Annotated in this window: 25 protein-coding genes and 1 pseudogene; 18 read left to right on the top strand and 8 right to left on the bottom strand. The window is 63.5% G+C overall.

The genetic code is table 11. The features are described from left to right. Positions 1-10 precede the first annotated feature (10 nt). Entirely contained in the window at positions 11-319 is a 309-nt protein-coding gene (locus tag ACZ5M5_RS17135) for a c-type cytochrome (protein ID WP_053119574.1), read from the bottom strand. Between the two features lie 24 nt (positions 320-343). Continuing rightward, on the bottom strand, positions 344-2023 hold the full coding sequence (gene nirS, locus ACZ5M5_RS17130; RefSeq protein ID WP_103309370.1) for a nitrite reductase: 1680 nt from the start codon (positions 2021-2023) through the stop codon (positions 344-346). A gap of 199 nt (positions 2024-2222) precedes the next feature. Between nirS and ACZ5M5_RS17125 the strand changes: the two genes are divergently transcribed. The 6 genes and pseudogenes from ACZ5M5_RS17125 to ACZ5M5_RS17100 all read left to right on the top strand — a co-directional run bounded on the left by ACZ5M5_RS17125 (position 2223) and on the right by ACZ5M5_RS17100 (position 8015). After that, entirely contained in the window at positions 2223-3026 is an 804-nt protein-coding gene (locus tag ACZ5M5_RS17125) for a CbbQ/NirQ/NorQ/GpvN family protein (RefSeq protein ID WP_018613485.1), read from the top strand. Next, positions 3010-3594 (top strand): cytochrome c oxidase subunit 3 family protein, encoded by a 585-nt coding sequence (locus tag ACZ5M5_RS17120; protein ID WP_103309368.1) that lies wholly within the window; start codon positions 3010-3012, stop codon positions 3592-3594. Before ACZ5M5_RS17125 ends, ACZ5M5_RS17120 begins: the two co-directional genes overlap by 17 nt. 12 nt (positions 3595-3606) lie before the next feature. Then, positions 3607-3864: a cytochrome C oxidase subunit IV family protein gene (locus ACZ5M5_RS17115; RefSeq protein WP_060742077.1), complete on the top strand. Its 258-nt coding sequence runs from the start codon at positions 3607-3609 to the stop codon at positions 3862-3864. 263 nt (positions 3865-4127) lie between these two features. Further along, positions 4128-4568, top strand: coding sequence for a c-type cytochrome (locus ACZ5M5_RS17110; protein WP_003202495.1), 441 nt, complete (start codon positions 4128-4130; stop codon positions 4566-4568). A gap of 3 nt (positions 4569-4571) precedes the next feature. After that, positions 4572-5999: a cbb3-type cytochrome c oxidase subunit I gene (locus tag ACZ5M5_RS17105; RefSeq protein WP_060742078.1), complete on the top strand. Its 1428-nt coding sequence runs from the start codon at positions 4572-4574 to the stop codon at positions 5997-5999. Positions 6000-6177: 178 nt separating this feature from the next. After that, positions 6178-8015: pseudogene (locus ACZ5M5_RS17100) on the top strand (nitric oxide reductase activation protein NorD). A gap of 4 nt (positions 8016-8019) precedes the next feature. Here ACZ5M5_RS17100 and ACZ5M5_RS17095 read toward each other — a convergent pair. Both ACZ5M5_RS17095 and ACZ5M5_RS17090 read right to left on the bottom strand, forming a co-directional pair. After that, a complete protein-coding gene (locus tag ACZ5M5_RS17095) occupies positions 8020-8220 on the bottom strand; it encodes a hypothetical protein (protein WP_060742080.1) in 201 nt (66 codons plus the stop codon). Further along, on the bottom strand, positions 8217-8900 hold the full coding sequence (locus tag ACZ5M5_RS17090; protein ID WP_060742081.1) for a Crp/Fnr family transcriptional regulator: 684 nt from the start codon (positions 8898-8900) through the stop codon (positions 8217-8219). Before ACZ5M5_RS17090 ends, ACZ5M5_RS17095 begins: the two co-directional genes overlap by 4 nt. Positions 8901-9462: 562 nt before the next feature. On the opposite strand from ACZ5M5_RS17090, the gene ACZ5M5_RS17085 reads away from it, so the two are divergent. Beyond that, on the top strand, positions 9463-10653 hold the full coding sequence (locus tag ACZ5M5_RS17085) for an NnrS family protein (RefSeq protein WP_464737664.1): 1191 nt from the start codon (positions 9463-9465) through the stop codon (positions 10651-10653). 25 nt (positions 10654-10678) lie between these two features. Beyond that, positions 10679-11116 carry a hypothetical protein gene (locus ACZ5M5_RS17080; protein ID WP_170866790.1) on the top strand — a complete coding sequence of 146 codons (438 nt, stop codon included), beginning with the start codon at positions 10679-10681 and terminating at the stop codon, positions 11114-11116. A gap of 140 nt (positions 11117-11256) precedes the next feature. Here the strand turns inward: ACZ5M5_RS17080 and ytfE are convergent, their stop codons facing one another. Next, positions 11257-11931, bottom strand: coding sequence for an iron-sulfur cluster repair protein YtfE (gene ytfE / locus ACZ5M5_RS17075; RefSeq protein WP_060742085.1), 675 nt, complete (start codon positions 11929-11931; stop codon positions 11257-11259). 158 nt (positions 11932-12089) lie between these two features. Here ytfE and norR point away from each other — a divergent pair, with 158 nt between their 5' ends. From norR to ACZ5M5_RS17035, 8 genes are all read left to right on the top strand, one after another. Beyond that, a complete protein-coding gene (gene norR, locus ACZ5M5_RS17070) occupies positions 12090-13622 on the top strand; it encodes a nitric oxide reductase transcriptional regulator NorR (RefSeq protein ID WP_060742086.1) in 1533 nt (510 codons plus the stop codon). 206 nt (positions 13623-13828) lie between these two features. Continuing rightward, the gene (pdxH, locus tag ACZ5M5_RS17065; protein WP_060742087.1) at positions 13829-14476 is read left to right on the top strand and encodes a pyridoxamine 5'-phosphate oxidase; all 648 of its coding nucleotides are present in this window, start codon (positions 13829-13831) and stop codon (positions 14474-14476) included. 87 nt (positions 14477-14563) lie between these two features. Then, positions 14564-15118 carry a molybdenum cofactor biosynthesis protein B gene (moaB, locus tag ACZ5M5_RS17060; protein WP_060742088.1) on the top strand — a complete coding sequence of 185 codons (555 nt, stop codon included), beginning with the start codon at positions 14564-14566 and terminating at the stop codon, positions 15116-15118. Further along, complete coding sequence (locus ACZ5M5_RS17055) at positions 15115-16350, top strand: molybdopterin molybdotransferase MoeA (RefSeq protein WP_060743199.1); 1236 nt, start codon at positions 15115-15117, stop codon at positions 16348-16350. Before moaB ends, ACZ5M5_RS17055 begins: the two co-directional genes overlap by 4 nt. 81 nt (positions 16351-16431) lie before the next feature. Next, entirely contained in the window at positions 16432-17427 is a 996-nt protein-coding gene (gene ubiU, locus ACZ5M5_RS17050) for a ubiquinone anaerobic biosynthesis protein UbiU (protein ID WP_060742089.1), read from the top strand. Positions 17428-17437: 10 nt separating this feature from the next. Beyond that, positions 17438-18328, top strand: a complete 891-nt coding sequence (locus ACZ5M5_RS17045) for a U32 family peptidase (RefSeq protein WP_464737663.1) — start codon at positions 17438-17440, stop codon at positions 18326-18328. Beyond that, complete coding sequence (gene ubiT, locus ACZ5M5_RS17040; RefSeq protein WP_060742091.1) at positions 18322-18792, top strand: ubiquinone anaerobic biosynthesis accessory factor UbiT; 471 nt, start codon at positions 18322-18324, stop codon at positions 18790-18792. Before ACZ5M5_RS17045 ends, ubiT begins: the two co-directional genes overlap by 7 nt. Next, complete coding sequence (locus tag ACZ5M5_RS17035; RefSeq protein ID WP_060742092.1) at positions 18792-19166, top strand: putative zinc-binding protein; 375 nt, start codon at positions 18792-18794, stop codon at positions 19164-19166. The genes ubiT and ACZ5M5_RS17035 overlap by 1 nt, the downstream gene beginning before the upstream one ends. 131 nt (positions 19167-19297) lie before the next feature. Here ACZ5M5_RS17035 and ACZ5M5_RS17030 read toward each other — a convergent pair whose 3' ends face one another. The 3 genes from ACZ5M5_RS17030 to ACZ5M5_RS17020 all read right to left on the bottom strand — a co-directional run bounded on the left by ACZ5M5_RS17030 (position 19298) and on the right by ACZ5M5_RS17020 (position 22639). Beyond that, on the bottom strand, positions 19298-19975 hold the full coding sequence (locus ACZ5M5_RS17030; RefSeq protein ID WP_060742093.1) for a Crp/Fnr family transcriptional regulator: 678 nt from the start codon (positions 19973-19975) through the stop codon (positions 19298-19300). A gap of 219 nt (positions 19976-20194) precedes the next feature. Continuing rightward, a complete protein-coding gene (gene narL, locus ACZ5M5_RS17025) occupies positions 20195-20830 on the bottom strand; it encodes a two-component system response regulator NarL (RefSeq protein ID WP_464739409.1) in 636 nt (211 codons plus the stop codon). 9 nt (positions 20831-20839) lie between these two features. After that, entirely contained in the window at positions 20840-22639 is a 1800-nt protein-coding gene (locus tag ACZ5M5_RS17020; RefSeq protein WP_464737662.1) for a HAMP domain-containing protein, read from the bottom strand. Between the two features lie 309 nt (positions 22640-22948). On the opposite strand from ACZ5M5_RS17020, the gene ACZ5M5_RS17015 reads away from it, so the two are divergent. Together ACZ5M5_RS17015 and ACZ5M5_RS17010 are read left to right on the top strand one after the other, a co-directional pair. Next, entirely contained in the window at positions 22949-24250 is a 1302-nt protein-coding gene (locus ACZ5M5_RS17015) for an MFS transporter (RefSeq protein ID WP_219734580.1), read from the top strand. Beyond that, positions 24228-25625 carry a NarK family nitrate/nitrite MFS transporter gene (locus ACZ5M5_RS17010; RefSeq protein WP_103310814.1) on the top strand — a complete coding sequence of 466 codons (1398 nt, stop codon included), beginning with the start codon at positions 24228-24230 and terminating at the stop codon, positions 25623-25625. Before ACZ5M5_RS17015 ends, ACZ5M5_RS17010 begins: the two co-directional genes overlap by 23 nt. Positions 25626-25690 lie beyond the last annotated feature (65 nt).

Raw genomic sequence — 25690 nt, 5'->3', positions numbered from 1 at the left:
GGGTGTGTGGTTATTTAAGGGTCAAGACCCACGCAGCCAGGATCTTGGCTTCCTCTTCCGTCACAGGGTTGGCCGGCATCGGCATCGGTCCCCAATTGCCTTGCGTGCCTTCCTTGATGTGCTTGGCAAGCACGTCCTGGGCCCCGGCGACGCCAGCGTTTTTCGCCGCGACCTCCTTGAGCGCCGGGCCCACCACCTTGGTGTCGATGGAATGGCAGGCGGCGCAGGGTTTGCTCTTGAACAGCGTCGGGCCGTCTTGCGCCAACGCCGGCAGGCTGTAGGCGGCAGTCAAGGCCAGGGCAATCAGAATAGGCTTCATGGTTTTTCCTCTTATTGATGGGGCTCAATAGATGTCGTGTTGGGTGTTGTAGACGTTGAATTTCCCGGTCGGGGTGATCAGGCGCTTGTCCTTGATCACGTTCTTGACCTTGAGGGTCTTGTCGTCGATCACCACCAGCGCCGACTCGTCTTCCTGACCACTCCAGACCGAGAACCAGACCTCGTCGCCGGCCTTGTTGTATTCCGGTTGCACCACGCGCAGCGCGCCTTTCTCGATGCCGGCGTATTCGGCGATCGGCAGCACGGTGTAGCCGGCGTCGAGCTTGTCGATGTTGAACACCGCCACCGACTGGCTGAGCTTGGCGTCCGGGCTGAGGGTGGTGTCGACATACAGGTGGCGCGAGGCGGGGTGGGTCTTGATGAACAGCGAGCCGCCACCCTGGCCCTGGAGCGAACCGACCTGCTTCCAGGCGTATTGCGGATGCTTGATCGGGTCGGTGCCGATCATGGAAACCCCGGCGTCGCCCAAGTGGCTGGTGGCCCAGACCGGCCCGTAGAGTGGGTGGTTGAAGTTGGCGCCGCGCCCCGGGTGCGGGGTCTTGCCGACATCCACCAGGGCGGTGAGCTTGCGTTCCTTGGAGTCGATCACTGCGACCTTGTTGGAGTTGTTGGCGGCCGTCATGAAGTAGCGATGGCTGCTGTCCCAACCGCCGTCATGGAGGAACGGCGCGGCGTCGATGCTGGTGATGGTGAGGTTCTTGATGTCCTGGTAGTTGACCAGCATCACCTTGCCGGTTTCCTTGACGTTGACGATGAACTCCGGCCATTCGTGGGAGGCGATGATGGCCGCGACCCGTGGCTCGGGATGGTATTGCTGGGTGTCGACGGTCATGCCCCGGGTCGAGACGATCTGCCTGGGCTCCAGGGTCTCGCCGTCCATGATGGTGAACTGCGGCGGCCAGTAGGAACCAGCGATGGTGTACTTGTCCTCGTAGCCCTTGAACTTGGAGGTCTCCACCGAGCGGGCTTCGATGCCCACCTTGATTTCCGCCACCTTGGTCGGCTCTTTCGGCCACAGGTCGATCATGTCGATCTTGGCATCGCGGCCGATCACCAGCAGGTAGCGCCCCGATGCGGAGATGCGCGAGATGTGCACCGCATAACCGGTGTCGATCAGCTTGACGATCTTCTTGGTATCGCCGTCGATCAAGGCGATCTTGCCATCGTCGCGCAGAGTGACTGAAAACAGGTTTTGCAGATTGAGGTTGTTCAGCTGCCGGGTCGGACGGTCTTCGGGTTTGACCAGGACCTTCCAGGTCTTTAGGGTTTCGGCCATGCCCCATTCCGGCGGTGTCGGCGGGGTGTGCTGGATGAACTTGGCCATCACCGTGATCTGGTCTTTGGTCAGGGCGTTGGAGGTGCCCCAGTTCGGCATGCCGGCGGCCGAGCCGTAGGTGATCAGCGCCTCCAGGTAGGCCTGGCCGCGGGACTGGGTGATGTCGGGTGTCAGCGGTTTGCCGGTGGCGCCTTTGCGCAGGACCCCGTGGCAGCCGGCGCAGCGCTGGAAATAGATTTCCTTGGCCGAGTCGAAATCGGCCTGGCTCAGGTCCGGCGCGCCTTCGGTCTTGACCACGCGGGACGGTTCCGGCGTGGTGGGTTGGTCGGCGAAGGCGTAGGGAGCAACCAGCGCTGTACACAGCGCCGTCACCCTCAGGGCCCACGTTTTTTTGTGGCTGATCAGCATTCCATTTCTCCTCAGGCATGACCCGCGCTGCGCTGTAATTGACGTTCGGCGCGCAGGTTCTTGGTGCGATGCAAGGCTATGCCCAGGGCGGTGGTGAGCCGCTTGACGGCGATCAAGTTTGCTGGCCGCCGGCCTTGCCAGGTTGTCGCAGGGCGCCGTAGCGTGGCCGGCAATCGTGTTGTCTGATCAGGCCCTCGCCATGAACGCTATCCACACTTTGCAGCACCCCGACGAACCCTTTTATCAACCCCAGGACAACGAGCAGGCGCTGTTCGAACAGGCCTGGCATCACGGCATGCCGGTGCTGATCAAAGGCCCCACCGGCTGCGGCAAGACCCGTTTCGTCCAGCACATGGCTCACCGCCTGAAACTGCCGCTGTACACCGTCGCCTGCCACGATGACTTGAGCGCGGCTGACCTGGTGGGCCGTCACCTGATTGGCGCCCAGGGCACCTGGTGGCAGGACGGTCCCTTGACCCGGGCGGTGCGTGAGGGCGGCATCTGCTATCTGGATGAGGTGGTCGAAGCGCGCCAGGACACGGCGGTGGTGCTGCACCCGCTGGCCGATGATCGTCGGCAGCTGTACCTGGAACGCACCGGCGAAGTGCTGCAGGCGCCGCCGTCCTTCATGCTGGTGGTGTCGTACAACCCCGGTTACCAGAACCTGCTCAAGGGTATGAAGCCCAGCACGCGCCAGCGTTTCGTGGCGATGCGCTTTGGCTATCCGGCGGTGGCCGATGAAGAGCGCATCGTCGCCCGCGAGGCGGGTGTGGACCTGGCCCTGGCGGCCCAGGTGGTGCGGCTGGGGCAGGCGCTGCGCCGGCTCGATCAACATGACCTGGAGGAAGTCGCCTCAACGCGCCTGTTGATTTTCGCCGCGCGCATGATCGGCTCCGGCATGGACCCGCGCCAAGCCTGTCTGGCCTGCCTGGCCGAGCCGTTGAGTGACGACCCGCAGACCGTTGCCGCTTTGATGGATGTGGTCGATGTCCACTTCGGCTGAAACCGCTGGCGTGCCCCGGCGGTTGCCCGGGGATCTGGCGATGTGGTTTTTCATCCTCGCCGAGTTGTCGGTGTTCGCGCTGTTGATCCTGGCATTCACCGTCGCCCAGGCGTTGCACCCGCAGATGTTCAGCGAGGGCCGGCAGTTGCTGGACCGCTCCACGGGCCTGGCCATGACCCTGAGCCTGATCACCGCCGGGCTGTTCGCCGCCCTGGCCCAGGAGCAAGTCAGGCGGGACCGGCCGCGTCGCGCCGCGCTGTTGTTGTGCGGGGCGTTGTTGCTCGCCTGCGGTTATGTGGCGATCAAGCTCACTGAGTATGCCCATCTGCTGGCGAACGGCTTGGGGATGGAGCACGACACGTTCTTCACCTTGTACTGGATCCTCACCGCGTTTCATTTTCTCCATGTGCTGCTGGGCATGGTGATCCTCGCCTGGCTGGCCGAGGGTTGCCGGCGTCGGCGCTATGGTGCGCAGGAACACAGCGGGTTGGAGTCCGGCGTGCTGTATTGGCACATGGTCGATCTGGTCTGGGTGTTGCTGTTCCCGGTTGTCTACATTCTCGGTTGAGCGGAGATGCTCATGTCGGCTTCCCGTGTCTTGATCACCTGCTGGATGGCGCTGGCCGTGCTGAGCACCGGCACCGTCGCCCTGGGCCAGGTCGCCGCCAGCGCACTGGTGTCCATCGCCATCCTGGCGGTCGCGGTGACCAAGGCCTGGCTGATCGCCGACGGCTTCATGGAACTGCGCCATGCGCCGCGCCTGTGGCGGCGGTTGATATTGAGTTGGGCCGCACTATTGGCCGTGCTGATTGCCTCGACACTCATGTCTGGCACATAACCGTGGCGAGGGAGCTTGCTCCCGCTGGGCTGCGCAGCAGCCCCAAGGCCAGGCATCCCGGTGTATCAGGCTGACCGCGATCAACTTGCCTGGGGCCGCTTCGCGCCCCGGCGGGAGCAAGCTCCCTCGCCACAAAAGCTCATCTGCCTTTCGGGCTGTGTTGGAACAACCTACCAAAACCATCGGAGATTCTTGATCGCCATCAAGCGGTTTCAGCCCCCTCGGTTCCTAAAATGGTCACGCCAAGCAATGAGGAAGTGACCATGTCAGATACCTTCACCAAAGGCATGGCCAGGAATATTTACTTCGGGGGAAGCATCTTCTTCTTCCTGATATTCCTGGCCCTGACCTACCACACGGAACAGACCTTTCCCGAACGCAGCAACCAGGCGCAATTGACGGAGTCGGTGATACGCGGCAAGGGCGTCTGGGAGCGCAACAACTGCATCGGCTGTCATACGCTGTTGGGCGAGGGCGCATATTTTGCGCCGGAGCTGGGCAACGTCGTGAACCGGCGTGGTGGCGACGAGGCCTTCAAGCCGTTCCTGCAGGCGTGGATGAAAATGCAGCCGCTGAACGTTCCGGGACGTCGGGCCATGCCGCAATTCAACCTGAGCGAGCAGGAGGTCGACGACATCGCCGAGTTCCTCAAGTGGAGCTCGAAAATCAATACCAATGGCTGGCCGCCAAACAAGGAGGGCTGAGAGATGAGCATGGCTAATCCGCATCTGAAATTCGCCTCGCAGGCTGTCGCCAAACCCTATTTCGTGTTTGCCCTGATGCTGTTCCTCGGGCAGGTGCTGTTCGGTTTGATCATGGGCCTGCAATACGTGGTCGGCGACTTCCTGTTCCCGCTGATCCCCTTCAACGTGGCCCGCATGGTCCACACCAACCTGCTGATCGTCTGGCTGCTGTTCGGCTTCATGGGCGCGGCGTATTACCTGATACCGGAGGAGGCCGACCGCGAACTGCACAGCCCGAAACTGGCGCTCGTGTTGTTCTGGGTATTCGCCGCCGCAGGCGTGGCGACGATCCTGGGTTACCTCTCGGTGCCTTATGCCACGCTGGCGAAATTCACCGGCAACGACCTGCTACCGACCATGGGCCGCGAGTTCCTGGAACAGCCGACCATCACCAAGATGGGCATCGTCGTGGTATGCCTGGGGTTCCTCTACAACATCGGCATGACCCTGCTCAAGGGGCGCAAGACCACGGTCAGCATGGTGATGATGACCGGGCTGATCGGCCTGGCGGTGTTCTTCCTGTTCTCCTTCTACAACCCGGAAAACCTCGCACGCGACAAGTTCTACTGGTGGTGGGTGGTGCATCTTTGGGTGGAAGGCGTCTGGGAACTGATCATGGGTTCGATGCTCGCCTTCGTCCTGATCAAGATCACCGGCGTGGACCGGGAAGTGGTAGAAAAATGGCTCTATGTGATTATCGCCATGGCGTTGATCACCGGGATCATCGGCACCGGTCACCACTTCTTCTGGATCGGCGCGCCCGAGGTCTGGTTGTGGGTCGGCTCGATCTTCTCGGCGATGGAACCGCTGCCGTTCCTGGCGATGGTGGTCTTCGCCTTCAGCATGGTGAAAAACCGCCGTCGGCAGCATCCGAACCGTGCCGCCACGTTGTGGGCCAAGGGCACCACGGTCACCGCGTTCTTCGGCGCGGGTGTCTGGGGTTTCCTGCACACCCTGGCACCGGTCAACTACTACACCCACGGTTCGCAACTGACCGCGGCCCACGGTCACCTGGCTTTCTACGGGGCCTACGCGATGATCGTGATGACGCTGATCAGCTACGCCATGCCGCGCTTGCGGGGCTTGGGTGAAGCGGCGGACGAACGCTCCCAGCGCCTGGAGATCTGGGGCTTCTGGTTGATGACCCTGTCGATGGTGATGATCACCTTGTTCCTCACCGCCGCCGGTGTGGTCCAGGTGTGGTTGCAGCGGTGGATGCCGGATGGCAGTGCCTTGCCGTTCATGGCGACGATGGACCATTTGAAGCCGCTGTTCTGGGCGCGACTGGTCAGCGGCGTCGGGTTCCTGGCCGGGTTGCTCTGCTACCTGTTCAGCTTCCGTCAACGTGGTCGTGCGGCCCTTCGCGCACCGGCGGCGGTGGTGCCTTCATGAGTCGCCACAACGACTAAGCCGAACTCATTTGTGGTGAGGGGATTTATGTGGGAGCAAGGCTTGCCCGCGATGGGGGCGATGCGGTCTTCCAGAGATCAAGGCGCCTGTTTCGCGAGCAAGCCTTGCTCCCACATAAATCCCCTCGCCACAATGGGTTCGGCTTAAGAGGAGAACAACCATGGCATTCACCCTCGAGCTGGAAGAATGGGTCGGCAGTGTCTGGCACCGTTTCATCACCCGTCGGGCCAGCGCCGATTTTCCTGAAGCACGGGTCGAACTGATTCCCCGGCAACGCGCCCTCCAGGTACTGTTCCGCGCCACCGGCGGTGCGCCTCACCTGGGGGTGGAAGCGGTCAGCGACCGCGACCTGCTGCTGCGTCGCAACCTGTTGCAGCAGATCGCCGGCACCTGCAAGCAAGTGCCCCTGGCCTGCTGCGACGGCGACAACCTGCGTCTGCCAGCGAGCCTGGCGGCGTTCCCCGATATCGGGCTCAACCAAGAGCTGTATCGCTGGCTCGCCTTGCTGGCCGCGCAGTCGGGACCGATGATGCACTGGGGGCGAGACAATCAGCGCTGGACCCAAGCGGTGTTGACGCGCTACCCGGCGCTGCGCCCTCGCTACCGGCGGCTGGTGGACGCGCACCTGTCCCTGCGCCCCGATCCCGCCACGCTCAACCCGGTCGAAGCCGCCCTGGAGCGGGCGTTGTGCCAAGCCTTGCGCGAACCGGGCAGTGTCGAACATTTTCCCCGCAGCGAGCGGGCCGCCTGGCCGTTGCCGCTGTGGCTCTACCCACCCCAACACCTGGCCAATCCCCAGGCCGCCAATCTCGAAGAGTCCGAGCAATACCTGGCGACGCCACCCGGTGAACAGCAAGGTGGGCGCAAGCGCGCCGAGCGAATCGATGACACCACCCGTGACGGTGGGCTGCTGATCGTGCGCCTGGAAAACCTGTTCAGTTGGACCGAACACGTGGACCTGGATCGCTGGGCCGATGACAGCGAAGACCCGGACGCCGCTCGCGTCGCCGAGGACCTGGACCAGTTGACCTTGTCACGCACCCGCATACGCAAGGGCGGTGGTTTGAAACTGCACCTGGACCTGCCCCCGGCCGATGTGGACGACATCCCGTTGGGCGCAGGCATCCTGTTGCCGGAATGGGATTACCGCAAGCAACGCCTGCAGGACGACTTCGTCAGCCTGCAAACCTTCACCCCCGCGATTGCCAGCCCCTGCCGTTGCCCGCACGCCTGCGAAGCTCGGCCCAGCGCCTGCGTCGCCAGTTCGAACACTTGCGCAACGATCGCCAGTGGTTGCGCCAGCAAACCCAAGGTTTGGAGCTGGACCTGCAAGCCTGGCTGGATTTTCATGTCGAGCGCCAGCATGGCCAGTGCAGCGAACGCGGGCTGTTCATGGACCAGCGCCAAACCCGTCGCGACCTGGCCTGCCTGCTGCTGGCCGACCTGTCGATGTCCACCGATGCCCACCTCAATGACGAGCACCGGGTGATCGATGTGATCCGCGACAGCCTGTTGCTGTTCGGCGAAACCCTGTCGGTGCTGGGGGATGATTTCGCTCTGTACGGGTTCTCTTCCCTGCGCCGCCAGCAGGTGCGCATGCATGAGCTCAAGGCTTTCAACCAGCGTTACGACGATCACACCCGCGGACGCATCCAGGGCCTCAAGCCTGGTTACTACACGCGCATGGGCGCAGCGATCCGCCAGGCCACGCAACAGTTGGCTGGCTGCAAACGCCGGCGCAAATTGTTGTTGCTGCTCAGTGACGGCAAGCCCAATGACCTGGACCTCTACGAGGGACGCTACGGCGTGGAAGACACCCGCCAGGCGGTGCTCGAGGCGCGGCGCCAAGGGTTGACACCGTTCTGTATCACCATCGACCGCGAAGCGGGGGATTACCTGCCGTACATGTTCGGGGCCAACGGCTACACCTTGATTCGCCAGCCCGAGCAACTGCCGCTGCGTCTACCGCAGTTGTACCGGCAATTGACTCAGGATTGAGGGTTCAGACGATGCTGCGAGGCAGCCAGAAGAACATGACGATGCAGAAGATCGTCAGCCCGCCACAGAACCAACCGAAGCGCCGTAGCCGGCGCTCGTCGGCCCTTGCCGCCTCGGCTGGCAACGGCATGCCGCACTGGCGGCATTCGGTGGTATCGACAGGGTTGGCCAGTTGGCAATACAGGCAAGTGGGCTGCGCGCTCATTCGAATTGCTCCAGGCGCAGGCGATCGAGAATGGCGATCTGGCGACCGTCCTGGGTGATGATTTTTTCATCGATCAGGCGCCGGATGATCCGCGAAAAGGTTTCCGGCTGGATCGACAAGTGCCCGGCGATCAGTTGCTTGGCCATCGGCAGTTCGAACTGACTGTCCACGGTTTGCAGGCGCACCAGTTGCGTCAGCAGGTAGCGCACCACACGATGGGTGGCGTTTTTCAGCGACAGGGTTTCAATCTCGTTGACCCGCTGGTGCAGGCGTACGCAGAGCTTGCCGAGCAGGGCGAAGGTCAGCCGGCTATTGCTTTGCAACAGGCGCATGTAGGTGGCGTTGGACAGCCGATACAGCTGGGTCGGGCCCACGGCTTCGGCGGACGCGACGTAGTTGGGCGTGTCCATCAGCATCATCGCTTCGGCGAAGGTCTGGCGCTCGCCGATGACCTCGAAGACTTTTTCCTGGCCGTCCGGGGTCAGCCGGTAGATTTTCACCGCCCCGGAAATCACGAAATAAAACGCCTGCGCCGGCTCCCCCTGACGGAACAACGGGTCGCCCTTGTCGATGCTCAGCAGTTGGCTGTTGCTCATCAACTCGTCGAGCTGTTCTTCGTTCAAGGGCTCGAACAGATGATGGCTGCGCAGAATCTGGTGATGGACACGGTGGAGCACCATGGCATGGATCCTTGTAATGGCTAAAGAGGGGGCGGGGTCAGACCAGACTCAGGGACAGGCCGCTGGCAAGCGCCACGACGCAGGAGAGCATGACGAACCAGGTAAGCGGCAGAACGACGGATTTCATGGATGGCCCCGGCAAGAAAGGTGATGCCGTGGCTGAGCAAGAGCCGGGCCAGGGCTGGAGGCTTTGATTGGTGGGGCGTTGGGGCGGAGAGGGTAAAAATGACCCTGGCGCGACAGGGTAAAAACAACCATGAAAGGGTCATAAATACCCTATTCAGCTACAGTCCTTGTGGGAGCGAGCTTGCTCGCGATGACGGCCGCACATCCAACATCAGTGCAACTGAGCCACCGCCATCGCGAGCAAGCTCGCTCCCACAGGGGGGGCAGAGGTATTTGGCGAGCGGCTCGACCCGGTTCGGCAAGCCCCTTGCAAGTGTCTGGTCGAGGCACCTGGTTGGCTTGATCTGAGACAAGGCCTGCCAGCGTCGATAGCCGATCATTCGAACCCTGGTTTGTCGTACCTCGCTGACGGTTCAGCGAGGCAAAGGAGTGGTGTATGCAAGTGCTTGACCGTCGCAAGGCCATGGCCATCGCGCCGCTGTGGCGCCTGGCGTTTCGGCCGTTCTTTCTGGCCGGTTGCGTGCTGGCGCTGCTGGCCATTCCCTTTTGGCTCGCCGCGTTTACCGGGCGCTTGTCGGCCTGGCAGCCAGCCGGCGGTTGGTTGGCCTGGCACCGCCATGAACTGTTGTTCGGTTTCGGCCTGGCGATCATCGCCGGGTTCCTGCTGACGGCGGTGCAGACCTGGACCGGCACCCCGGGGCTCAGCGGCAAGCGCTTGGCCACGCTGGCGCTGCTGTGGCTGGGCGCGCGGTTGGCTTGGCTGGTCGATGCACCCTGGCCGTTGCTGACGCTGCTGGAACTGGGGTTTGCCCTGGCGGTCGCCGCGTTGATGGGGCTGACGTTGTGGCGTGTGCGGCAGAAGCGCAATTACCCGATTGTCCTGGTATTGCTGCTGTTGGCCGGCGCTGATGGTTTATCCGTGTACGGCCTGGTGCAGCACAACGAGGGCTTGCAGCGCCAGAGCGTGCTCACCGGCCTGTGGCTGGTGGCCGCCATGATGGGGTTGATCGGCGGGCGCGTGATTCCATTCTTTACCCAGCGTGGCCTCGGTCGGGTCGAGGGCGTGGCCCCTTGGCCGTGGCTCGATCGCCTGTTACTGGCGGGGTCGGCGCTGGTGGCGTTGTTGTATGCCTTCGGCCCGGCACTGGTGGCTAGCGCCTGGGTCGGCCTGTTGTTCGCTGCATTGGCGGTGGGGCATGGGGTTCGACTGGTGCGTTGGCATGATCGGGACTTGTGGCGGGTGCCGCTGCTGTGGTCGTTGCACCTGGCCTACGCTTGGCTGGCGGTGGCCTGCCTGGGCATGGCGCTGTGGCACTTCGGCGTGCCGGTGAACCCGAGCCTGGCGGTGCACGGCCTGACCATCGGCGCCATGGCCGGGTTGATCCTGGCGATGATTGCCCGCGTCAGCCTGGGCCATACCGGGCGAGCCCTGGAGCCACCGACGGGCATGACCCTGGCGTTCATCCTGCTGAACCTGGCATGCCTGAGCCGCGTGCTGTTGGTGCTGCTGTTGCCGTTGGCCGGGCTGTGGCTCGCGGGGCTGTGCTGGACATTGGCGTTCGGTCTATACGCCTGGCGCTACGGGCCGATGCTGCTGAAGGCCCGGGTGGATGGGCATCCGGGATGAGTCGTGGGGGCGCAGGGGATCGATGATGTACGGCGTCTTGCTGGTCACGCACCTGTTGGCGGCCATCGCCTTCATTGGCACGTTGTTTTTCGAGGTTTTTATCTGGCATGCCGCCCGCCGGCCCCTGGCCCAAGGTGTCAAGGACGCCGCCGACCAGGCCATCGCCAAGCGCTCGCGACACGTCCTGCACGGCGTGGTGCTGTTGCTGTACGGCGCCGGCATGGCCCTGGCCTGGCAGCATCGCGGCGCATTGAGCCAGCCGCTGAGCAACAGCTTCGGCCTGCTGCTGAGCCTGAAGATCCTGCTGGCGCTGAGCATCATCGGTCACTATTTGTGGCTGGCGTACTGGCTCAAGAGCGGCCGCCTGACGCCGAACCGAGCCTGCTGGTTGCGCCGCAGTATCCTGGGGCACATGGTGTTGATCGTGGTGCTGGCCAAGGCGATGTTCTATTGGCAGTTTTGAGTAGGGATGAGAGCAACGAATGCCTGTGGGAGCAAAGCTTGCTCGCGATGGCGCAGTGTCAGTCGATATCAATGTTGACTGATCCATCGCTATCGCGAGCAAGCTTTGCTCCCACAGGCGTAATGGGCAATGTTTGAGGGTTAGCGAGTGGGCTTCATCGCATTGACGAACAGCACATTGTTTTCCAGGTGGATGTGCTGCATCAGGTCGTCGCGAAACTCCACCAGCCCGCGATACAGGGCGCGCCAGGTGTTGCAGGCGTCGGCGGGCGGGGTGATCTGGTCGGTCAGGGCGAGCATGGTTTCCAGGGCTTCACCGTGCTGGTCGTGTTCGTAGCGCAGCACCTGGATCGGCGCCGAGGCCCGTTCGCCCAGGCCCTGTTGCAGCATCGGGAACAGCACCTGTTCTTCCTTGAGCATGTGGCCTTCGAGTTCCTGATACATGTCCTGCAAGTGATCGGCCAGGCCGTTGGGGCAACTGGGCCGCGCACCATGGACCTGCTCGACGCGACGGGCCAGGCGGATCAGTTCCGGCAGTTGGTCGCGATGGCGGGCGTGGTAGCGTTCCAGGATGTGGGCAATCAACAGTGCCTGGGGTTCGTCGCGCCAGTCATGGCCCAGTTCGCCGGCGGCTTGCAGGGTGCGCAGGGCGTCGGCGATCAGCAGCGGGTTCAGGCCTTTGACCAGGGCGGCTTCGCGCAGGGATTTTTGCCCGCCGCAACAGAAGTCGAGGTTGTAATGATGGAAGGTACGGGTGGCACCGGGAATGTCGCAGGCCAGTTGGCCGAGGCTTTGGTCCAGCAATTCGAGGCTCATCATGTTTCCTTGGGTTGAATCCCGGGAGGGACAGACGAGTGGACTTTGCAGCCGGCGTGCCAGATTTAACTGGCTGAAAATAAACGAATAATTTTTTTCAGGGTGATTGTCACCCTGACTGCGAAGGGTCAAACGAACCCTGGAGGGTCATCACAACCATGCTGCGTGAAAGCCTGGCCGCCGACCTGATCGTCGAGCTGCCCAATGCGGTGCGATTGCAGCGCCTGGTGCAGACCCTGCGCGAATACTTCAACAGTGGCGCCGTGGGGTTGCTGCGCCTGGACGATGACAGCCTCAGGCCCGTGGCGACCGTGGGCCTGGTCCACGAGGCGCTGGGACGGCGCTTCGTGATTGCCCAGCACCCGCGCCTGGCAGCGATCATGGCCTCGCGCGAGCCCACCTGGTTCGAGCCTGACAGTCGCTTGCCGGACCCTTATGACGGCTTGCTCGACAACCACGTTGGTGAACCGCTGCCGGTGCATGACTGCATGGGCGTAAGCCTGTACGTGGAAGGCCGGCTGTGGGGCGCGATCACCCTGGATGCGCTGCATGCCGGCACCTTCGACAGCCGCGCCCGGGAGGAACTCAAGCGCTGTACCTTGCAGATTGAGGCGGCGGTGCGGGTCACTCGACTTGAACAGGAAAACCGTAGCCTGCGGGCATCGCGCAGCGACCAGACGGACCTGCGCTTGCCAGCCGAGGAGGGCGAGATCCTTGGGCGCAGTGAAGGTTTGCAGCAACTGCTCAACGAGCTGGATGTGCTGGCCGACTCCGAACTGCCGGTGTTGTTGCTGGGGGAAACCGGTGTGGGCAAGGAGCTGTTTGCCCGCCGCTTGCATCGCCTGTCCCGGCGCGGTCACAAGCCGCTGGTCCAGGTCAACTGCGCGGCGTTGCCCGAGTCCCTGGCCGAAAGCGAGTTGTTCGGCCACGTCAAAGGCGCGTTCTCCGGGGCGACCACCGACCGCGCCGGGCGTTTCGATGCGGCCAACGGTGGCACGCTGTTTCTCGATGAGGTCGGTGAATTGCCGTTGAGCGTACAGGCCAAGTTGCTGCGCACTCTGCAGAACGGCGAGATCCAGCGCCTGGGGGCGGACAAGCCGCTGCACGTCGATGTGCGGATCATCGCCGCCACCAACCGGCACTTGCCCGACAGCATTCGCGACGGGCTGTTTCGCGCCGACCTGTACCACCGGCTTTCGGTCTACCCGGTGCCGATCCCGCCGTTGCGCGAGCGCGGCCACGATGTGTTGATGTTGGCCGGGCACTTTCTCGAACTGAACCGCACGCGACTGGGCCTGCGCGGCTTGCGCCTGTCACCGGCGGCCGAACAGGCGCTATTGGCGTACAGCTGGCCGGGTAATGTGCGGGAACTGGAACACGTGATCAGTCGCGCCGCGTTGAAGCAACTGAGTCGTGGTGCCAGTCGCAGCCTGATCATGACCCTGGAGCCGCAGGTGCTGGACCTGGATGTCAACGCCAATACCGCCACGGTCCATGCACTGCTGGAGGCACCCCTGGAGGCGCCCGATGCACCGATCCAGCCGTTGAGCGAAGCGGTCGATGGTTGCCAGCGACAGGCGATCCTCAACGCCCTGGAGCGTTGCGGGCAGAACTGGGCGGGGGCGGCGCGGCTGTTGGAAGTGGATCCGAGCAACTTGCATAAGCTGGCGCGGCGGTTGGGGCTCAAGTAGCCGTTGATCTGTTGGACCGCGTTGTCTTCATCGCGAGCAAGCTCGCTCCCACAGGGATCTTGTGAACACAGCAGATCACCTGTGGGAGCGAGCTTGCTCGCGATAGCGCCCTACAACTCACCACAAGAACCGGCATTGACAACGATCAAGGCCCGCCAACGCAGTCGACTCCACACTGGCCCAAACCCATAGTGGAGATCACCCTCATGCCCCTTTCCCTGGCCAAAATGCGCCGCCAGTACACCCTCGACGGCCTGGATGAAGCCCAGGCACCGGACGATCCCCTGATCCTGTTCGGGCTCTGGATGCAACAAGCCCGCGAGACCGAAAGCCCGCCGGTGGAAGCCAACAGCATGGCCCTGGCGACGGTGGACGAGCAGGGCCGGCCCCATTGTCGGGTGCTGTTGCTCAAGGGTTTCGACGCCCAGGGTTTTTCGTTTTTCGGCAACTATGAAAGCGCCAAGGGACAGGACCTGGCGACGAATCCCTGGGCGGCCATGACGTTTTTCTGGCCGGGGCTGGAGCGGCAAGTACGCATCGAAGGGCCGGTCGAAAAACTCGATCCGGCGCTGTCGGATGCCTATTTCGAGTCCCGTTCCGCAGGCAGTCGCCTGGGTGCCTGGGCGTCGCCACAAAGTCGCCCACTGGCAGATCGGGCCGCGCTGGAAACCTTGCTGGCGCAGACGGAACAACGCTTCGCCGATCACCCCGTGCCGCGTCCCGACCATTGGGGCGGTTATTGCCTGCGGCCCGAACGCCTGGAGTTCTGGCAGGGCCGCGCCGACCGTTTGCACGATCGCCTCGACTACCGCCTGCGCGATGGCGCCTGGCAGCGTAGCCGCCTGGCACCCTGACGCCAAGGGAGGTACCTCCAAGGAGGAATAGGCCCGGCAACGATTGCGGTTCAGGCTGGGCCATCTTTTCTGACAGGACGGCTGATCATGGCCCATCTGACGCAACGCCTCTTTCAACCGCTGAACATCGCGGTCCTTACCATCAGCGATACACGAACCTTCGACACCGACACCTCGGGCCAGACCCTGGCGGACCTGCTGCAAACAGCTGGGCACGTGCTCATCGACCGCGGGCTGGTGAAGGACGATATCTACCAGATCCGCGCCCAGGTCTCCCAATGGATCGCCGACCCCAAGGTGCAGGTGGTGTTGATGACCGGCGGCACTGGTTTCACCCCGCGCGACAACACCCCCCAAGCCGTGGCGCCGTTGCTGGACAAGCAGGTGGACGGTTTCGGCGAGCTGTTCCGCCAGGTGTCGCTGGCGCAGATCGGCATGTCCACCCTGCAATCGCGGGCATTGGCGGGCATGAGCAATGGCGTGCTGGTGTGTTGCTTGCCAGGCTCGCCGGGGGCTTGTCGGACCGGTTGGGAGCAGATCCTGGCCGGGCAACTGGACAGTCGCACCGGCCCGTGCAATTTCACTCCGCACCTCAAGCCCCAGGACGGCATCGCCCCTGCCGCATGCGAGACGCGCTCGTGAGCGGTCGGGTGTGCGACAGCGGCGTGCTGATGCCGGTGGATGAGGCGATCCGGCATTTGCTCGACCAGGCACCGCCGCCACCGCCCGTGCAACGGGTCGGCCTGGACCAGGCCCTGGCGCGTGTGTTGGCTGCCGATATCCTGTGCCCGATGAATCTGCCGGCCTGGGACAACAGCGCGATGGACGGCTATGCCCTGCGGGCCGCTGACCTGCCGGTTGACGGCGGCTACCTGGCGTTGGCCGGGCGCATCGCCGCCGGTGACGAGCCGGGCGAACCGTTGCAGGACGGGCAGGTCGTGCGGATTTTTACCGGTGCGCCGCTGCCACCGGGGGCCGACACGGTGGTGCCACAGGAGCGCTGCCAGGTCGATGGCGAGCGGGTCTGGTTGCCGTCGGTCAACGGCGGTGAGCATGTGCGAAAGGAAGGGGAGGAGCTGCGTCGAGGAGACCGGCTGCTTGAAGCCGGCACGCGCCTGCGCGCCCAGGAGTTGGGTTTGCTCGCCGGTGCCGGAGTCCCTCAGGTGGACGTCTATCGCCCCTTGCAAGTGGGCTTGCTCAGCAGCGGCGATGAGCTGCGCGAGCCGGGCGAGCCACTGGCGCCGGGGCAGATCTACAACAGCAATCGCCATAGCCTCGCCGCGCTGTTGCGCGGCTGGGGCGTCGAGGTGCATGACTTCGGGGTCATGCCCGACCAGTTATTGGCCAGTCGGCAAGCGTTGCGCCTGGCCGCGGCCGAATGCGATGTGCTGATCACATCGGGCGGTGTTTCGGTGGGTGAAGAGGACCACCTCAAGCAAGCCATCGAAGCCTTGGGCAGCATCGACCTCTGGCGCCTGGCGATCCAGCCGGGCAAGCCCCTGGCCTTTGGCGATGTGGAAGGCAAGCCTTGGCTCGGGCTGCCGGGCAATCCGTCGGCGGCGTTGATTACCGCGCTGATCGTCGTACGGCCGTTCCTGTTTCGGGCCCAGGGCATGGGGAATGTCCTGCCGGTGCCGTTGCAACTGCCGGCGGGGTTCGACTGGCTCAAGCGCAACCGGCGTCGACAGTACTTGCGCGCCAGGTTGGTGGCGGATGCCAACGGTCACCTGTGCGTGACGCTGCACCCGCAGCAAAGTTCGGCGATGCTGACGGCCGCGTGCTGGGCCGATGGGCTGGCGGTGGTGGAGTGCGAGGCGCAGTTGCACAAGCACGACAAGGTGCTGTACCTGCCATTCACTGACCTGATGCATTGACGGCAATTGATTGCCGTCAAGGTCGCCGGCCGAGGGCTGGCTAGACTGGCGGCGGCCTTAGTTTTCTCACGAGGATGCCCCATGCAACTGGTTTGCCCGGCAGGGAATCTGCCTGCCCTCAAAGCGGCGGTGCGCCAAGGCGCCGATGCCGTCTATGTCGGCTTTCGCGATGACACCAATGCCCGGCACTTCGCCGGGCTGAATATGGACGACAAACAGTTCGACGCCGCAGTCGCGCATATCCGTCAGCACCAACGCAAACTGTACGTGGCGGTCAATACTTACCCGCAACCCAAGGGCTGGGAGCGCTGGCAACGGGCCGTGGACCGTGCCGCCGATTTCGGCGTGGACGCCCTGATCGCCGCCGACCCCGGCGTGCTCGGCTACGCCAGCCAGCGCCATCCGAAACTGGCGCTGCACCTGTCGGTACAAGGCTCGGCGACCCACGCCGCGGCCCTGGCTTTTTACGCCCAGCGCTATGACATCCGTCGCGCGGTGCTGCCGCGGGTACTGTCCCTGGCCCAGGTGCGGCAGGTGGCGGCGGGCAGCCCGGTGCCTATCGAAGTCTTCGGTTTCGGCAGCCTGTGCATCATGGCCGAGGGCCGTTGCCACTTGTCTTCCTACATCACCGGCGAATCGCCGAACCTGTGCGGCGTCTGCTCGCCCGCCAAGGCGGTGCGCTGGAGCGAGGACGCCCAAGGCCTCAGCGCACGCTTGAGCGAGGTGCTGATCGACCGCTACACCCCCGAAGAACCGGCCGGTTACCCGACCCTGTGCAAGGGCCGCTTCCTGGTGGGTGGCAAACGCTTCCATGCGCTGGAAGAACCCACCAGCCTCGACACCCTCGACCTGCTGCCGGAACTGACCGCCATCGGCGTTGAAGCGGTGAAAATCGAAGGCCGTCAACGCAGCCCGGCCTACGTTGAACAGGTGACCCGGGTCTGGCGCGCCGCGCTGGATGCCCACCAGGCCGCGCCGCAGCGGTTCCGGGTGCGGGAAGAATGGCGCCAGGTGCTGGCTGGTCTGTCCGAAGGCAGCCAGACCACCCTGGGCGCCTACCATCGATCATGGCAATGAAGGAGGCCAGATGAAACTCAGCCTGGGACCGGTCCTGTTTTATTGGGACAAAGCGCAACTGGGGAATTTCTATGCCGAGATGTCGGCCTTGCCGCTGGACGTGATTTACCTGGGGGAAACCGTGTGCTCGAAGCGCCGGGCGTTTTCCCTGGATCAATGGCTGGGCCTGGGGCGCGAGCTGCAAACGTGTAGCCAGGCGCAGATTGTGTTGTCGAGCCTGACGTTGATCGAGGCGGCTTCGGAGCTGTCTTCGCTGCGACGCCTGTGTGACAACGGCCAATTGTTGGTGGAAGCCAACGACATGGGTGCGGTGCAGTTTCTGGCCGAACGCAAGCTGCCCTTTGTCGGCGGGCCGGCGTTGAATTTGTACAACGGTCACGCCCTGGGGCAATTGCTCGACAGCGGCATGATCCGTTGGGTGCCACCGGTGGAGTGCTCGGCGGCGCTGATCGGCGACGTGCTGGAGCAGGTGCGGGAGATGGACCGCGAGGTGCCTGAAGTGGAGATTTTTTCCTATGGTCATCTGCCCTTGGCGTACTCGGCGCGCTGCTTTACCGCCCGGGCCGAAAACCGACCCAAGGACGACTGTCAGTTCTGTTGCATCAACTACCCCGACGGCCTGGCGTTGAGCAGTCAGGAAGGCCAACAGTTGTTCACCCTCAACGGCATCCAGACGATGTCCGGCGAGGTGACCAACCTGCTGGCCGATTACCACGCGCTGCTGGCCTGCGGTGCCGACCTGCTGCGGCTGAGCCCGCGCGCCCAGGGCATGGCCGAGGTGGTCGCGGCCTTCGACAAGGTTCGCCAGGGCGAGGCACCGCCGCTGTTCGTCGAAGGGTGCAACGGTTACTGGCACGGCCATGCCGGCATGTTGAAGGTAGAGGAGGCAGGCCTGTGTTGAGTCCGAAGAAGTGGGTGCTCAAGGGCGCTGACCGCTTGCTGCCCCTGGTGGGCAAGGTGCCGTTCGTGGTGCAGCGCTTGGCGTTGCAGCAGGCGCTCAATCGCTGCCTGGCCGAGCCGCTGCGCGATGGCGGGTTCGATGTGCTACGCGGGCGCTGGTTGTGCCTGCGGGTGCCCGACTTGAAGTTGTGCTGGTACCTGACCCTGGCGCGGGATGGATTGCGCATCGCCGAGCGCGCCGAGGCCCAGGTCACCATCAGTGGCAACTGGCGTGAGTTTCTGTTGCTGGCCAGCCGTCAGGAGGACCCCGATACGCTGTTCTTCCGGCGGCGGTTGGTGATCGAGGGCGACACCGAACTGGGGCTGGCTTTGAAGAACCTGATCGACAGCCTCGACCCGGACGTTTTGCCGCCGTGGTTATGGCGCAATCTGGAACGGGCGGGCAAGGGGTTGGCAGCAGTGTGATGAAAGCCCCAAGCGTATTGCCCTTGGTGTACTCCTGTTCCGGTTGTTCCAACGTGGCGCAACTGGCCAACACCGTCGCCCTGCGCCTGGACCGCGCCGGCCTGGCCGAGATGTCCTGCATCGTTGGCGTGGGTGGGCATGTGGCGCCACTGGTCAACAAGGCGCGGTCGGGGCGACGGATCATTGCCCTGGATGGTTGCCCGTTACAGTGCGTGCAGGCGTGTTTGCAGCAGCATGACCTGGAGGCGGATGTGCATGTGATTTTGAGTCAGTTGGGCTGGCGCAAGCGTTTTGGGGTCGATTGCTCGCAAGAGGAGGGGGATGTGTTGTTCGAGCGGTTGATAGCGATGATAGGGGGTGATCAAAGCCCCTGAGCCAAACACCGATCCCGTGGCGAGGGAGCTTGCTCCCGCTGGGTCCTGTAGGAGCTGGCGAAGCCTGCGATCTTTTGCTTGAGACTCAAGTGTCTGGGGAAAGATCGCAGCCTCGTTGCACTCGACAGCTCCTACTGCTGGTAAGCCTCCAGCGCCTCTTCGGCCAGGATGCGAATGTTGCGCCGCTCCATGGCGATCAGGCCGCCGTCCACCAGACGATGAAGAATCCGCGAAAAGGTTTCCGGCTGGATCCCCAGTTTGGAGGCCACCAGGCGTTTGGAAACCTGCAGGACCACCTGGCCGTCCCGTGGGTCGCGCTCCTGGAGCAAAAAGTTGATGACCCGCCGACTGGCGCTGGCCAGTGTGAGGTTATCGATGTCCTTGAGACGCTGGTGCAGGTGGATGCTCATGCTCGCCAGGATCGCCAGGCAGACCTTGGGCTGGTCCTCCAGGGCCTTGCGGTAATGGGTGCCTTCGATACTCACCAGCACACTCTCCTTGATCGCCGATGCGCTGACCGGGTAGCAACGGGCCTGGCTGAACAGCAGGGCCTCGGCGAAGGTCTGCCCGGGCTGGATGATTTCCACCAGGTTCTCCTGGCCCTCGCCAGTGACCCGGAACAGCTTGATCTGGCCGCTGACCAGCAAGAAAAACCGCTTGGCCGGATCGCCTTGGTGCATGAGTGTGCTGTTGCAGGCCAGGCGCTTGAGCACGGCGAGGTTGCAGACATCTTCAAAGACCCGCTCCGGCAACTGGCTGAACAGGTGATGACGACGCAACAGTAAAACGATGGAAGGGTGGGTCAGCATGGCGTACCTCCGCGTGCCGTCATGGTAGGGCCCAATACGCCGCCGGCCTATGCCTCCGCAGGCCTACCTCGGAAGAGGGAGGGCCTCTCGATCAAGGCACAAACCCCTGTGGGAGCGAGCTTGCTCGCGATGAAGACGGCACAGACGACATCGCCGTAGGCTGACCCACCGCTATCGCGAGCAAGCTCGCTCCCACAGGGGGAAATGTGTTGAGTTGATCTAACCGGCCCCGCGTAAATGTTCCATCGCCCACACCGCCGCCTCCACCCGCGAGCGCAGGCCGAGCTTGTGCAGCAGGTTCTTCACATGGACCTTGACCGTGCCTTCGGTGATGCCCAGCTTGTGGCCGATGACCTTGTTGCTGTAGCCGCCGGCGATGGTCTTGAGCACCTGGCGTTCGCGTTCGGTCAGTTCCACATCGGCCTGGCGCGGTGGCGAGCGCAGGGCCTGGGCCATGACGCGGGTCAGCCCGGGGCTGATCACCAGGGCACCGTTGAGGGCGTCGCGGATGTACTGGATCAGCAGCTCCGGCTCCATATCCTTGAGCAGGTAACCGTTGGCGTCCAGGCGCAGGGCATCGCGGATGTCGTCCTCGGCATCGGACACGGTGAACAACAACACCTTGCCGGTGTAGTGCATGGCGCGCAGCCGGCGCAGGGTCTCGATGCCGTTCATCTGCGGCATGTTGTTGTCCAGCAACACCAGGTCGGGCTTGAGCGGTTCGATCAGGCTCAGGGCTTCTTCGCCGTGGCTGGCTTCGCCAACGATCTGCAAGTCGTCTTCGAGCTCGAGCATCTGGCGGATCCCGCGACGCATCATCGGGTGATCGTCGACCAGTAGCAGGGTGTGACGCAGGGGGGGCGTTCATGTTGCGATGCCTTCGGTGGGTTGGCCCAGGAATTCCGGTTGGAAATGCACCTGGATACGGGTGCCCTGGGGTGTACGGGAGTGAATCTGCAGTTGGCCGTGCAGGCTACGGGCCCGCTCGTTCATGATGTTCAGGCCATGGTGTTCGCGCTGGTCGACCTCGCCACTGAAGCCCCGGCCATCGTCTTCGATCGACAGGCGTACGGTCTCGCCTTCCTGGCGCAATTCGAGCCAGGTGTTCTCGGCATGGGCGTGGCGCAGGCAGTTGGACAGGGCTTCGCGGGTGATCTGCAGGATGTGGATCTGCTCGCTGGCCGACAGCTCGAAGGCCAGGGTGTCGACGAACAGGTGCACCTGGAAGTCCCCGCGGTTGGAGAACTCTTCGGCGGTGTCCTTGAGTTCCTCGACCAGGCCGTCGTCGTGGATTTGCAGGCGGAAGGTGGTGAGCAGCTCACGCAGTTGCCGATAGGCATTGTTCAGCCCCTCGCGCAGCTCGCCGGTGACGGTCTCCAGGGTTTGCACCGGTTCGCCCCGGCGCATCAGGGTCTGCATGCGGCTGACTTGCAGCTTCATGTACGACAAGGCCTGGGCCAGGGAGTCGTGCAGCTCGCGGGCAATGATCGTGCGTTCGTCGAGCAGCAGCAGGCGATGGTCCTGTTCGCGCTGGCGCTTGAGGGACAGCGACGTGCCGATCAGGTTGGCCAGGGCCTGGATCAATGCGGTTTCCCAGGGTTGCGCCGCGTGGCCATCGACGAAATGCGCCTTGAGCTCACCCAGTTCGGTGCCCTGGTTGCTGATGCTGAAGGCCTGCGGGCGGGCGGCGTTATGCCGGTGGCAACTGGCGCAATCGCTGCTGGCGCAGACCTGGCGGCTGGCGGCGCCATGCAGGGCCAGCAGGTGCCTGGCCGGGGCCTGCAATTGCCCTTGCAGGCACAGCGTCAGGCGCAACCCCGGCAAGCGCTGCTGGAATCGGCGGATCAGCTCATCCAGGCCTTCGGCATTGGCCTGTCGCGTCGCCAGGCTGCGACTGCTCTGGTACAGCAGTTCGAGGGCAGCGTTGGCCTGTTGCAGGTTCAGGGTCTTTTGCTGGACCTGGTTTTCCAGGGTGCGGTGGGATTGCTCGATGGTCTCGGCCATGGTGTTGAAACTGGTCGCCAACTGCCCCAGTTCATCCTCGGACTGATGGTTGACCCGCACCTGGAATTCGCCACGGCGAAAGCGCTGGGTGGCGTCCACCAGTTCCTGCAAGGGCGTGACCACGCCGTACTGCAATTCATACAGGCCGATCAGCAGGATGATCATGGTGCTGAACAGCGCCATGCCCTGGATCGTCTGTTGCCAGCCTTGTTTGTGTTCGCTCTGGCGTTGCAGCAGGGTGACGAACTGGTCCAGTTGCTCAACGAAAGAAGGGGCGCTGCTTTGGAAAAACGCCGAATCGCCGCGCTCGATGGCCGGGCGCAAGGTCTGGTTCCAGCGCTGGATGAGGTCGCGATAGCTCTTGTGCAGGGAGGTTTCCGGCCCATCTTCCAGCACGGCGCGCAGGGCCGGGCTGTCGAGGCGTTGTTGCAGGCTGTCGATGATCGCCGGGATGTCGTCGTTGGCCCCTGCCGCCAGTTTCCAGCTCAGGTGGTAGGTCTCCATGCGCACGGAGCCGGCGGTGTTGATGGCGGCGGCGTCGCCCTGGCTGAACCAGGCGATCAACCCGGCGCTCAAGGAACTGGCCAGGGCCAGGATGGCGATCAGGATCACCGCCAGCCCGGCGCGAGCGGGCAGGGAACTGCGCAGCCAACCCATCATCGACGTGGGCCGGGAAGGCAAAACGGTGAACCGAACATAGGGGGCGCCCTGGACCGGGGGGTGTAGCAGCCGATCCTGGGCGCACTACCTCTAAAGAGTTGCTGGCCGTTCCGTTTCCATAAAAGCCTCGGCCAACTGGATCAAGATATTGATAAACAAGGGGTTTCATCGATATCCAGGTCTACCTCCTTGGAGGTAGACGGGCCAAGCATAGGCCTGTACCGCCCCGAGGCACGTTGACCCAGGTCAAGTTTTCGCGGGGTTCCTGTCACTAGGCTGCGCTCAATCGAACTGACGGAGTGCATCGTGATGCGAGCGCAAGTGCAACAAGGGCTGGTACTAGGGATGAGTACCCTGGCCTTCACCGTGTGCTTCATGGTCTGGATGATGTTTGCCGTGCTCGGCGTTCCGATCAAGGAACTGCTGGCCCTCAACGAAACCCAATTCGGCCTGCTGGCCGCCACGCCGGTGCTGACCGGTTCGCTGGTGCGCTTGCCCCTGGGGCTTCTGACCGACCGCTTCGGCGGACGGATCGTGTTCTTCCTGCTGATGCTGGCCTGTGTGTTGCCGCTGTACTTGATCACTCTAGCCACGGCCTTCTGGCAATTCCTGGTGCTGGGCCTGTTCGTCGGCCTGGCCGGCGGGTCGTTCTCGGTGGGCATCGCCTACGTCGCCAAGTGGTTCGACAAGCAGAACCAGGGCTTCGCCATGGGCGTCTTCGGTGCCGGCAACGCTGGTGCGGCGGTGACCAAGTTCCTCGCCCCGGCCCTGATCGCGTTCGGCTCCTGGCACCTGGTGCCCAAGGTGTTCAGCGCCATCCTGTTCATCACCGCGCTGTTGTTCTGGTTTCTCACCACCGAGAAAAAGGAACACAGCGGCACCGGCGGCGCCACCTTGCGCGAGCAGTTGAAAACCCTGAAAGAGCCGGCCGTGTGGCGCTACTGCCAGTACTACTCGATCGTGTTCGGCGGCTACGTGGCCCTGGCCTTGTGGATGACCAAGTACTACGTGCAGGAATACGGCTTCAGCCTGCAAAGCGCCGCGCTGTTGGCGGCCTGTTTCTCCCTGCCTGGCGGCGTGCTGCGGGCGGTCGGTGGCTGGATGTCCGACCGCTGGGGCGCCCAGAGCGTGACCTGGTGGGTGTTGTGGGTGAGCTGGATCTGTCTGTTCCTGCTGTCCTACCCCCAGACCCAGCTGCAAGTGCAAACCGTCAACGGCATCGTCGACTTCCATATCGGCCTTAACGCCACGCTGTTCACCGTGCTGCTGTTCGTGATGGGCATCGCCTTCGCGTTCGGCAAGGCCTCGGTCTTCAAGTACATCGCCAATGATTACCCGAAAAACATGGGCGCAGTGTCCGGCATCGTCGGCCTGGCCGGCGGCTTGGGCGGGTTCGTGCTACCCATCATGTTCGGCGCCCTGGTGGACCTCACCGGCGTGCGCTCGTCCTGCTTCATGTTGATGTACGGCGTGGTCTGGGTCTCCCTGACCTGGATGTACTTCAGCGAAATGCGCAAGCGCCCGCTGCTGGGTAAACAGTCGCCGGCCAGCCAATCCCCGTTTTCCAGCATTGCCCAAGGAGAAGAACATGTCCGTTCTGCAAACGCCTGAAAAAGGCCCGGTCATTCATGACTGGCGTCCGGAAGACCCTGCTTTCTGGGGCAGTAGCGGCAAGCTGACCGCCCGGCGCAACCTGTGGATCTCGATTCCTGCGCTGCTCTTGGCCTTCGCGGTCTGGATGGTCTGGAGCACGGTGATCGTGCGCCTCAACGCCATCGGCTTCAGCTTCACCACTGACCAGTTATTCTGGCTGGCGGCGCTGCCGGGGCTGTCCGGCGCGACCTTGCGCATCTTCTATTCGTTCATGGTGCCGATCTTCGGTGGCCGTCGCTGGACGGCCCTGAGCACCGCGTCGTTGCTGCTGCCGGCGCTGTGGATGGGCTTCGCGGTGCAGAACCCGGCCACGCCCTACAGCGTGTTCGTGCTGATCGCGCTGCTCTGCGGTTTTGGTGGCGGCAACTTCGCCTCGAGCATGTCCAACATCAGCTTCTTCTACCCCAAGTCTCAACAGGGCACCGCCCTGGGCCTGAACGCCGGGCTGGGTAATCTGGGCGTGTCGGTGATGCAGTTCAGCGTGCCCCTGGTGATCTCTTTCGGTGTGTTCGGCTTCATGGGCGGCCAGCCTCAGGTGCTGGCCGATGGCAGCTCGCTGTGGCTGCAGAACGCCGGTTTCATCTGGGTACCGTTCATCCTCGCCGTCACCTTGATTGCCTGGTTCGGCATGAACGATTTGTCCAGCGCTCGCGCGTCGTTCAGCGAGCAGGCGGTGATCTTCAAGCGCAAGCACAACTGGCTGATGTGCTGGTTGTACCTGGCGACCTTCGGTTCGTTCATCGGTTTCTCCGCCGCGTTCCCGCTGTTGATCAAGACCTCGTTCCCGGACGTCATCGCCCTGAAATTCGCCTTCCTTGGCCCGCTGGTGGGCGCGCTGGTACGGCCGCTGGGCGGTTGGCTGGCGGACAAGCTCGGCGGTGCGAAGGTTACCCTGTGGAACTTCGTGCTGATGATCGTGATGGTGTTCGGCGTCTTGCACTTCCTGCCCCAAGGTGGCCAGGGCGGCAACTTTTACGGCTTCCTGGGCATGTTCATGTTGCTGTTCATCACCACCGGCGTGGGCAACGGTTCCACATTCCGCATGATCCCGGTGATCTTCCGCACCCTGCATGAAAAAGCCGCCCTGGGGAAAAAGCCCGAGGTGCGCGAGCAAGCCATCAAGGACGCGGGCAAGGAGTCGGCGGCGGTGCTGGGTTTCAGCTCGGCCATGGGCGCCTTCGGTGCGTTCTTCATTCCTAAATCATTCGGCTCTTCGATGGCCCTGACCGGCGGCCCGGAGATGGCCTTCTACATGTTCGTCGGCTTCTACCTGAGCTGCATCGTGGTGACCTGGTGGTGGTACGCCCGCAAAGGCGCGGCGACACCCTGCTAAGACGAATTCAACTATTGCGTGGGCGGGGCGCAGACCCCGCGGAGCAAGCCTGAGAGGAAGACACT

The organism is Pseudomonas sp. Van50, assembly GCF_055390755.1.
Note: the sequence above shows the minus strand (reverse complement) of the source record. Positions and strands in the feature narration are given on the sequence as shown.

What these genes read in the sequence shown, in the direction of transcription:
- ACZ5M5_RS17020 (WP_464737662.1), bottom strand. Translation starts at nt 22,639, where the DNA reads ATGATGGGTTGGCTGCGCAGTTCCCTGCCCGCTCGCGCCGGGCTGGCG.
- ACZ5M5_RS17045 (WP_464737663.1), top strand. Translation starts at nt 17,438, where the DNA reads ATGAAACTCAGCCTGGGACCGGTCCTGTTTTATTGGGACAAAGCGCAA.
- ACZ5M5_RS17035 (WP_060742092.1), top strand. Translation starts at nt 18,792, where the DNA reads ATGAAAGCCCCAAGCGTATTGCCCTTGGTGTACTCCTGTTCCGGTTGT.
- ACZ5M5_RS17080 (WP_170866790.1), top strand. Translation starts at nt 10,679, where the DNA reads ATGTACGGCGTCTTGCTGGTCACGCACCTGTTGGCGGCCATCGCCTTC.
- norR (WP_060742086.1), top strand. Translation starts at nt 12,090, where the DNA reads ATGCTGCGTGAAAGCCTGGCCGCCGACCTGATCGTCGAGCTGCCCAAT.
- ACZ5M5_RS17090 (WP_060742081.1), bottom strand. Translation starts at nt 8,900, where the DNA reads ATGGTGCTCCACCGTGTCCATCACCAGATTCTGCGCAGCCATCATCTG.
- ACZ5M5_RS17085 (WP_464737664.1), top strand. Translation starts at nt 9,463, where the DNA reads ATGCAAGTGCTTGACCGTCGCAAGGCCATGGCCATCGCGCCGCTGTGG.
- ubiU (WP_060742089.1), top strand. Translation starts at nt 16,432, where the DNA reads ATGCAACTGGTTTGCCCGGCAGGGAATCTGCCTGCCCTCAAAGCGGCG.
- ACZ5M5_RS17105 (WP_060742078.1), top strand. Translation starts at nt 4,572, where the DNA reads ATGAGCATGGCTAATCCGCATCTGAAATTCGCCTCGCAGGCTGTCGCC.
- ACZ5M5_RS17125 (WP_018613485.1), top strand. Translation starts at nt 2,223, where the DNA reads ATGAACGCTATCCACACTTTGCAGCACCCCGACGAACCCTTTTATCAA.
- ACZ5M5_RS17095 (WP_060742080.1), bottom strand. Translation starts at nt 8,220, where the DNA reads ATGAGCGCGCAGCCCACTTGCCTGTATTGCCAACTGGCCAACCCTGTC.
- ACZ5M5_RS17015 (WP_219734580.1), top strand. Translation starts at nt 22,949, where the DNA reads ATGCGAGCGCAAGTGCAACAAGGGCTGGTACTAGGGATGAGTACCCTG.
- ACZ5M5_RS17110 (WP_003202495.1), top strand. Translation starts at nt 4,128, where the DNA reads ATGTCAGATACCTTCACCAAAGGCATGGCCAGGAATATTTACTTCGGG.
- ACZ5M5_RS17010 (WP_103310814.1), top strand. Translation starts at nt 24,228, where the DNA reads ATGTCCGTTCTGCAAACGCCTGAAAAAGGCCCGGTCATTCATGACTGG.
- ACZ5M5_RS17115 (WP_060742077.1), top strand. Translation starts at nt 3,607, where the DNA reads ATGTCGGCTTCCCGTGTCTTGATCACCTGCTGGATGGCGCTGGCCGTG.
- pdxH (WP_060742087.1), top strand. Translation starts at nt 13,829, where the DNA reads ATGCCCCTTTCCCTGGCCAAAATGCGCCGCCAGTACACCCTCGACGGC.
- ACZ5M5_RS17135 (WP_053119574.1), bottom strand. Translation starts at nt 319, where the DNA reads ATGAAGCCTATTCTGATTGCCCTGGCCTTGACTGCCGCCTACAGCCTG.
- moaB (WP_060742088.1), top strand. Translation starts at nt 14,564, where the DNA reads ATGGCCCATCTGACGCAACGCCTCTTTCAACCGCTGAACATCGCGGTC.
- ACZ5M5_RS17120 (WP_103309368.1), top strand. Translation starts at nt 3,010, where the DNA reads ATGTCCACTTCGGCTGAAACCGCTGGCGTGCCCCGGCGGTTGCCCGGG.
- nirS (WP_103309370.1), bottom strand. Translation starts at nt 2,023, where the DNA reads ATGCTGATCAGCCACAAAAAAACGTGGGCCCTGAGGGTGACGGCGCTG.
- ACZ5M5_RS17030 (WP_060742093.1), bottom strand. Translation starts at nt 19,975, where the DNA reads ATGCTGACCCACCCTTCCATCGTTTTACTGTTGCGTCGTCATCACCTG.
- ytfE (WP_060742085.1), bottom strand. Translation starts at nt 11,931, where the DNA reads ATGAGCCTCGAATTGCTGGACCAAAGCCTCGGCCAACTGGCCTGCGAC.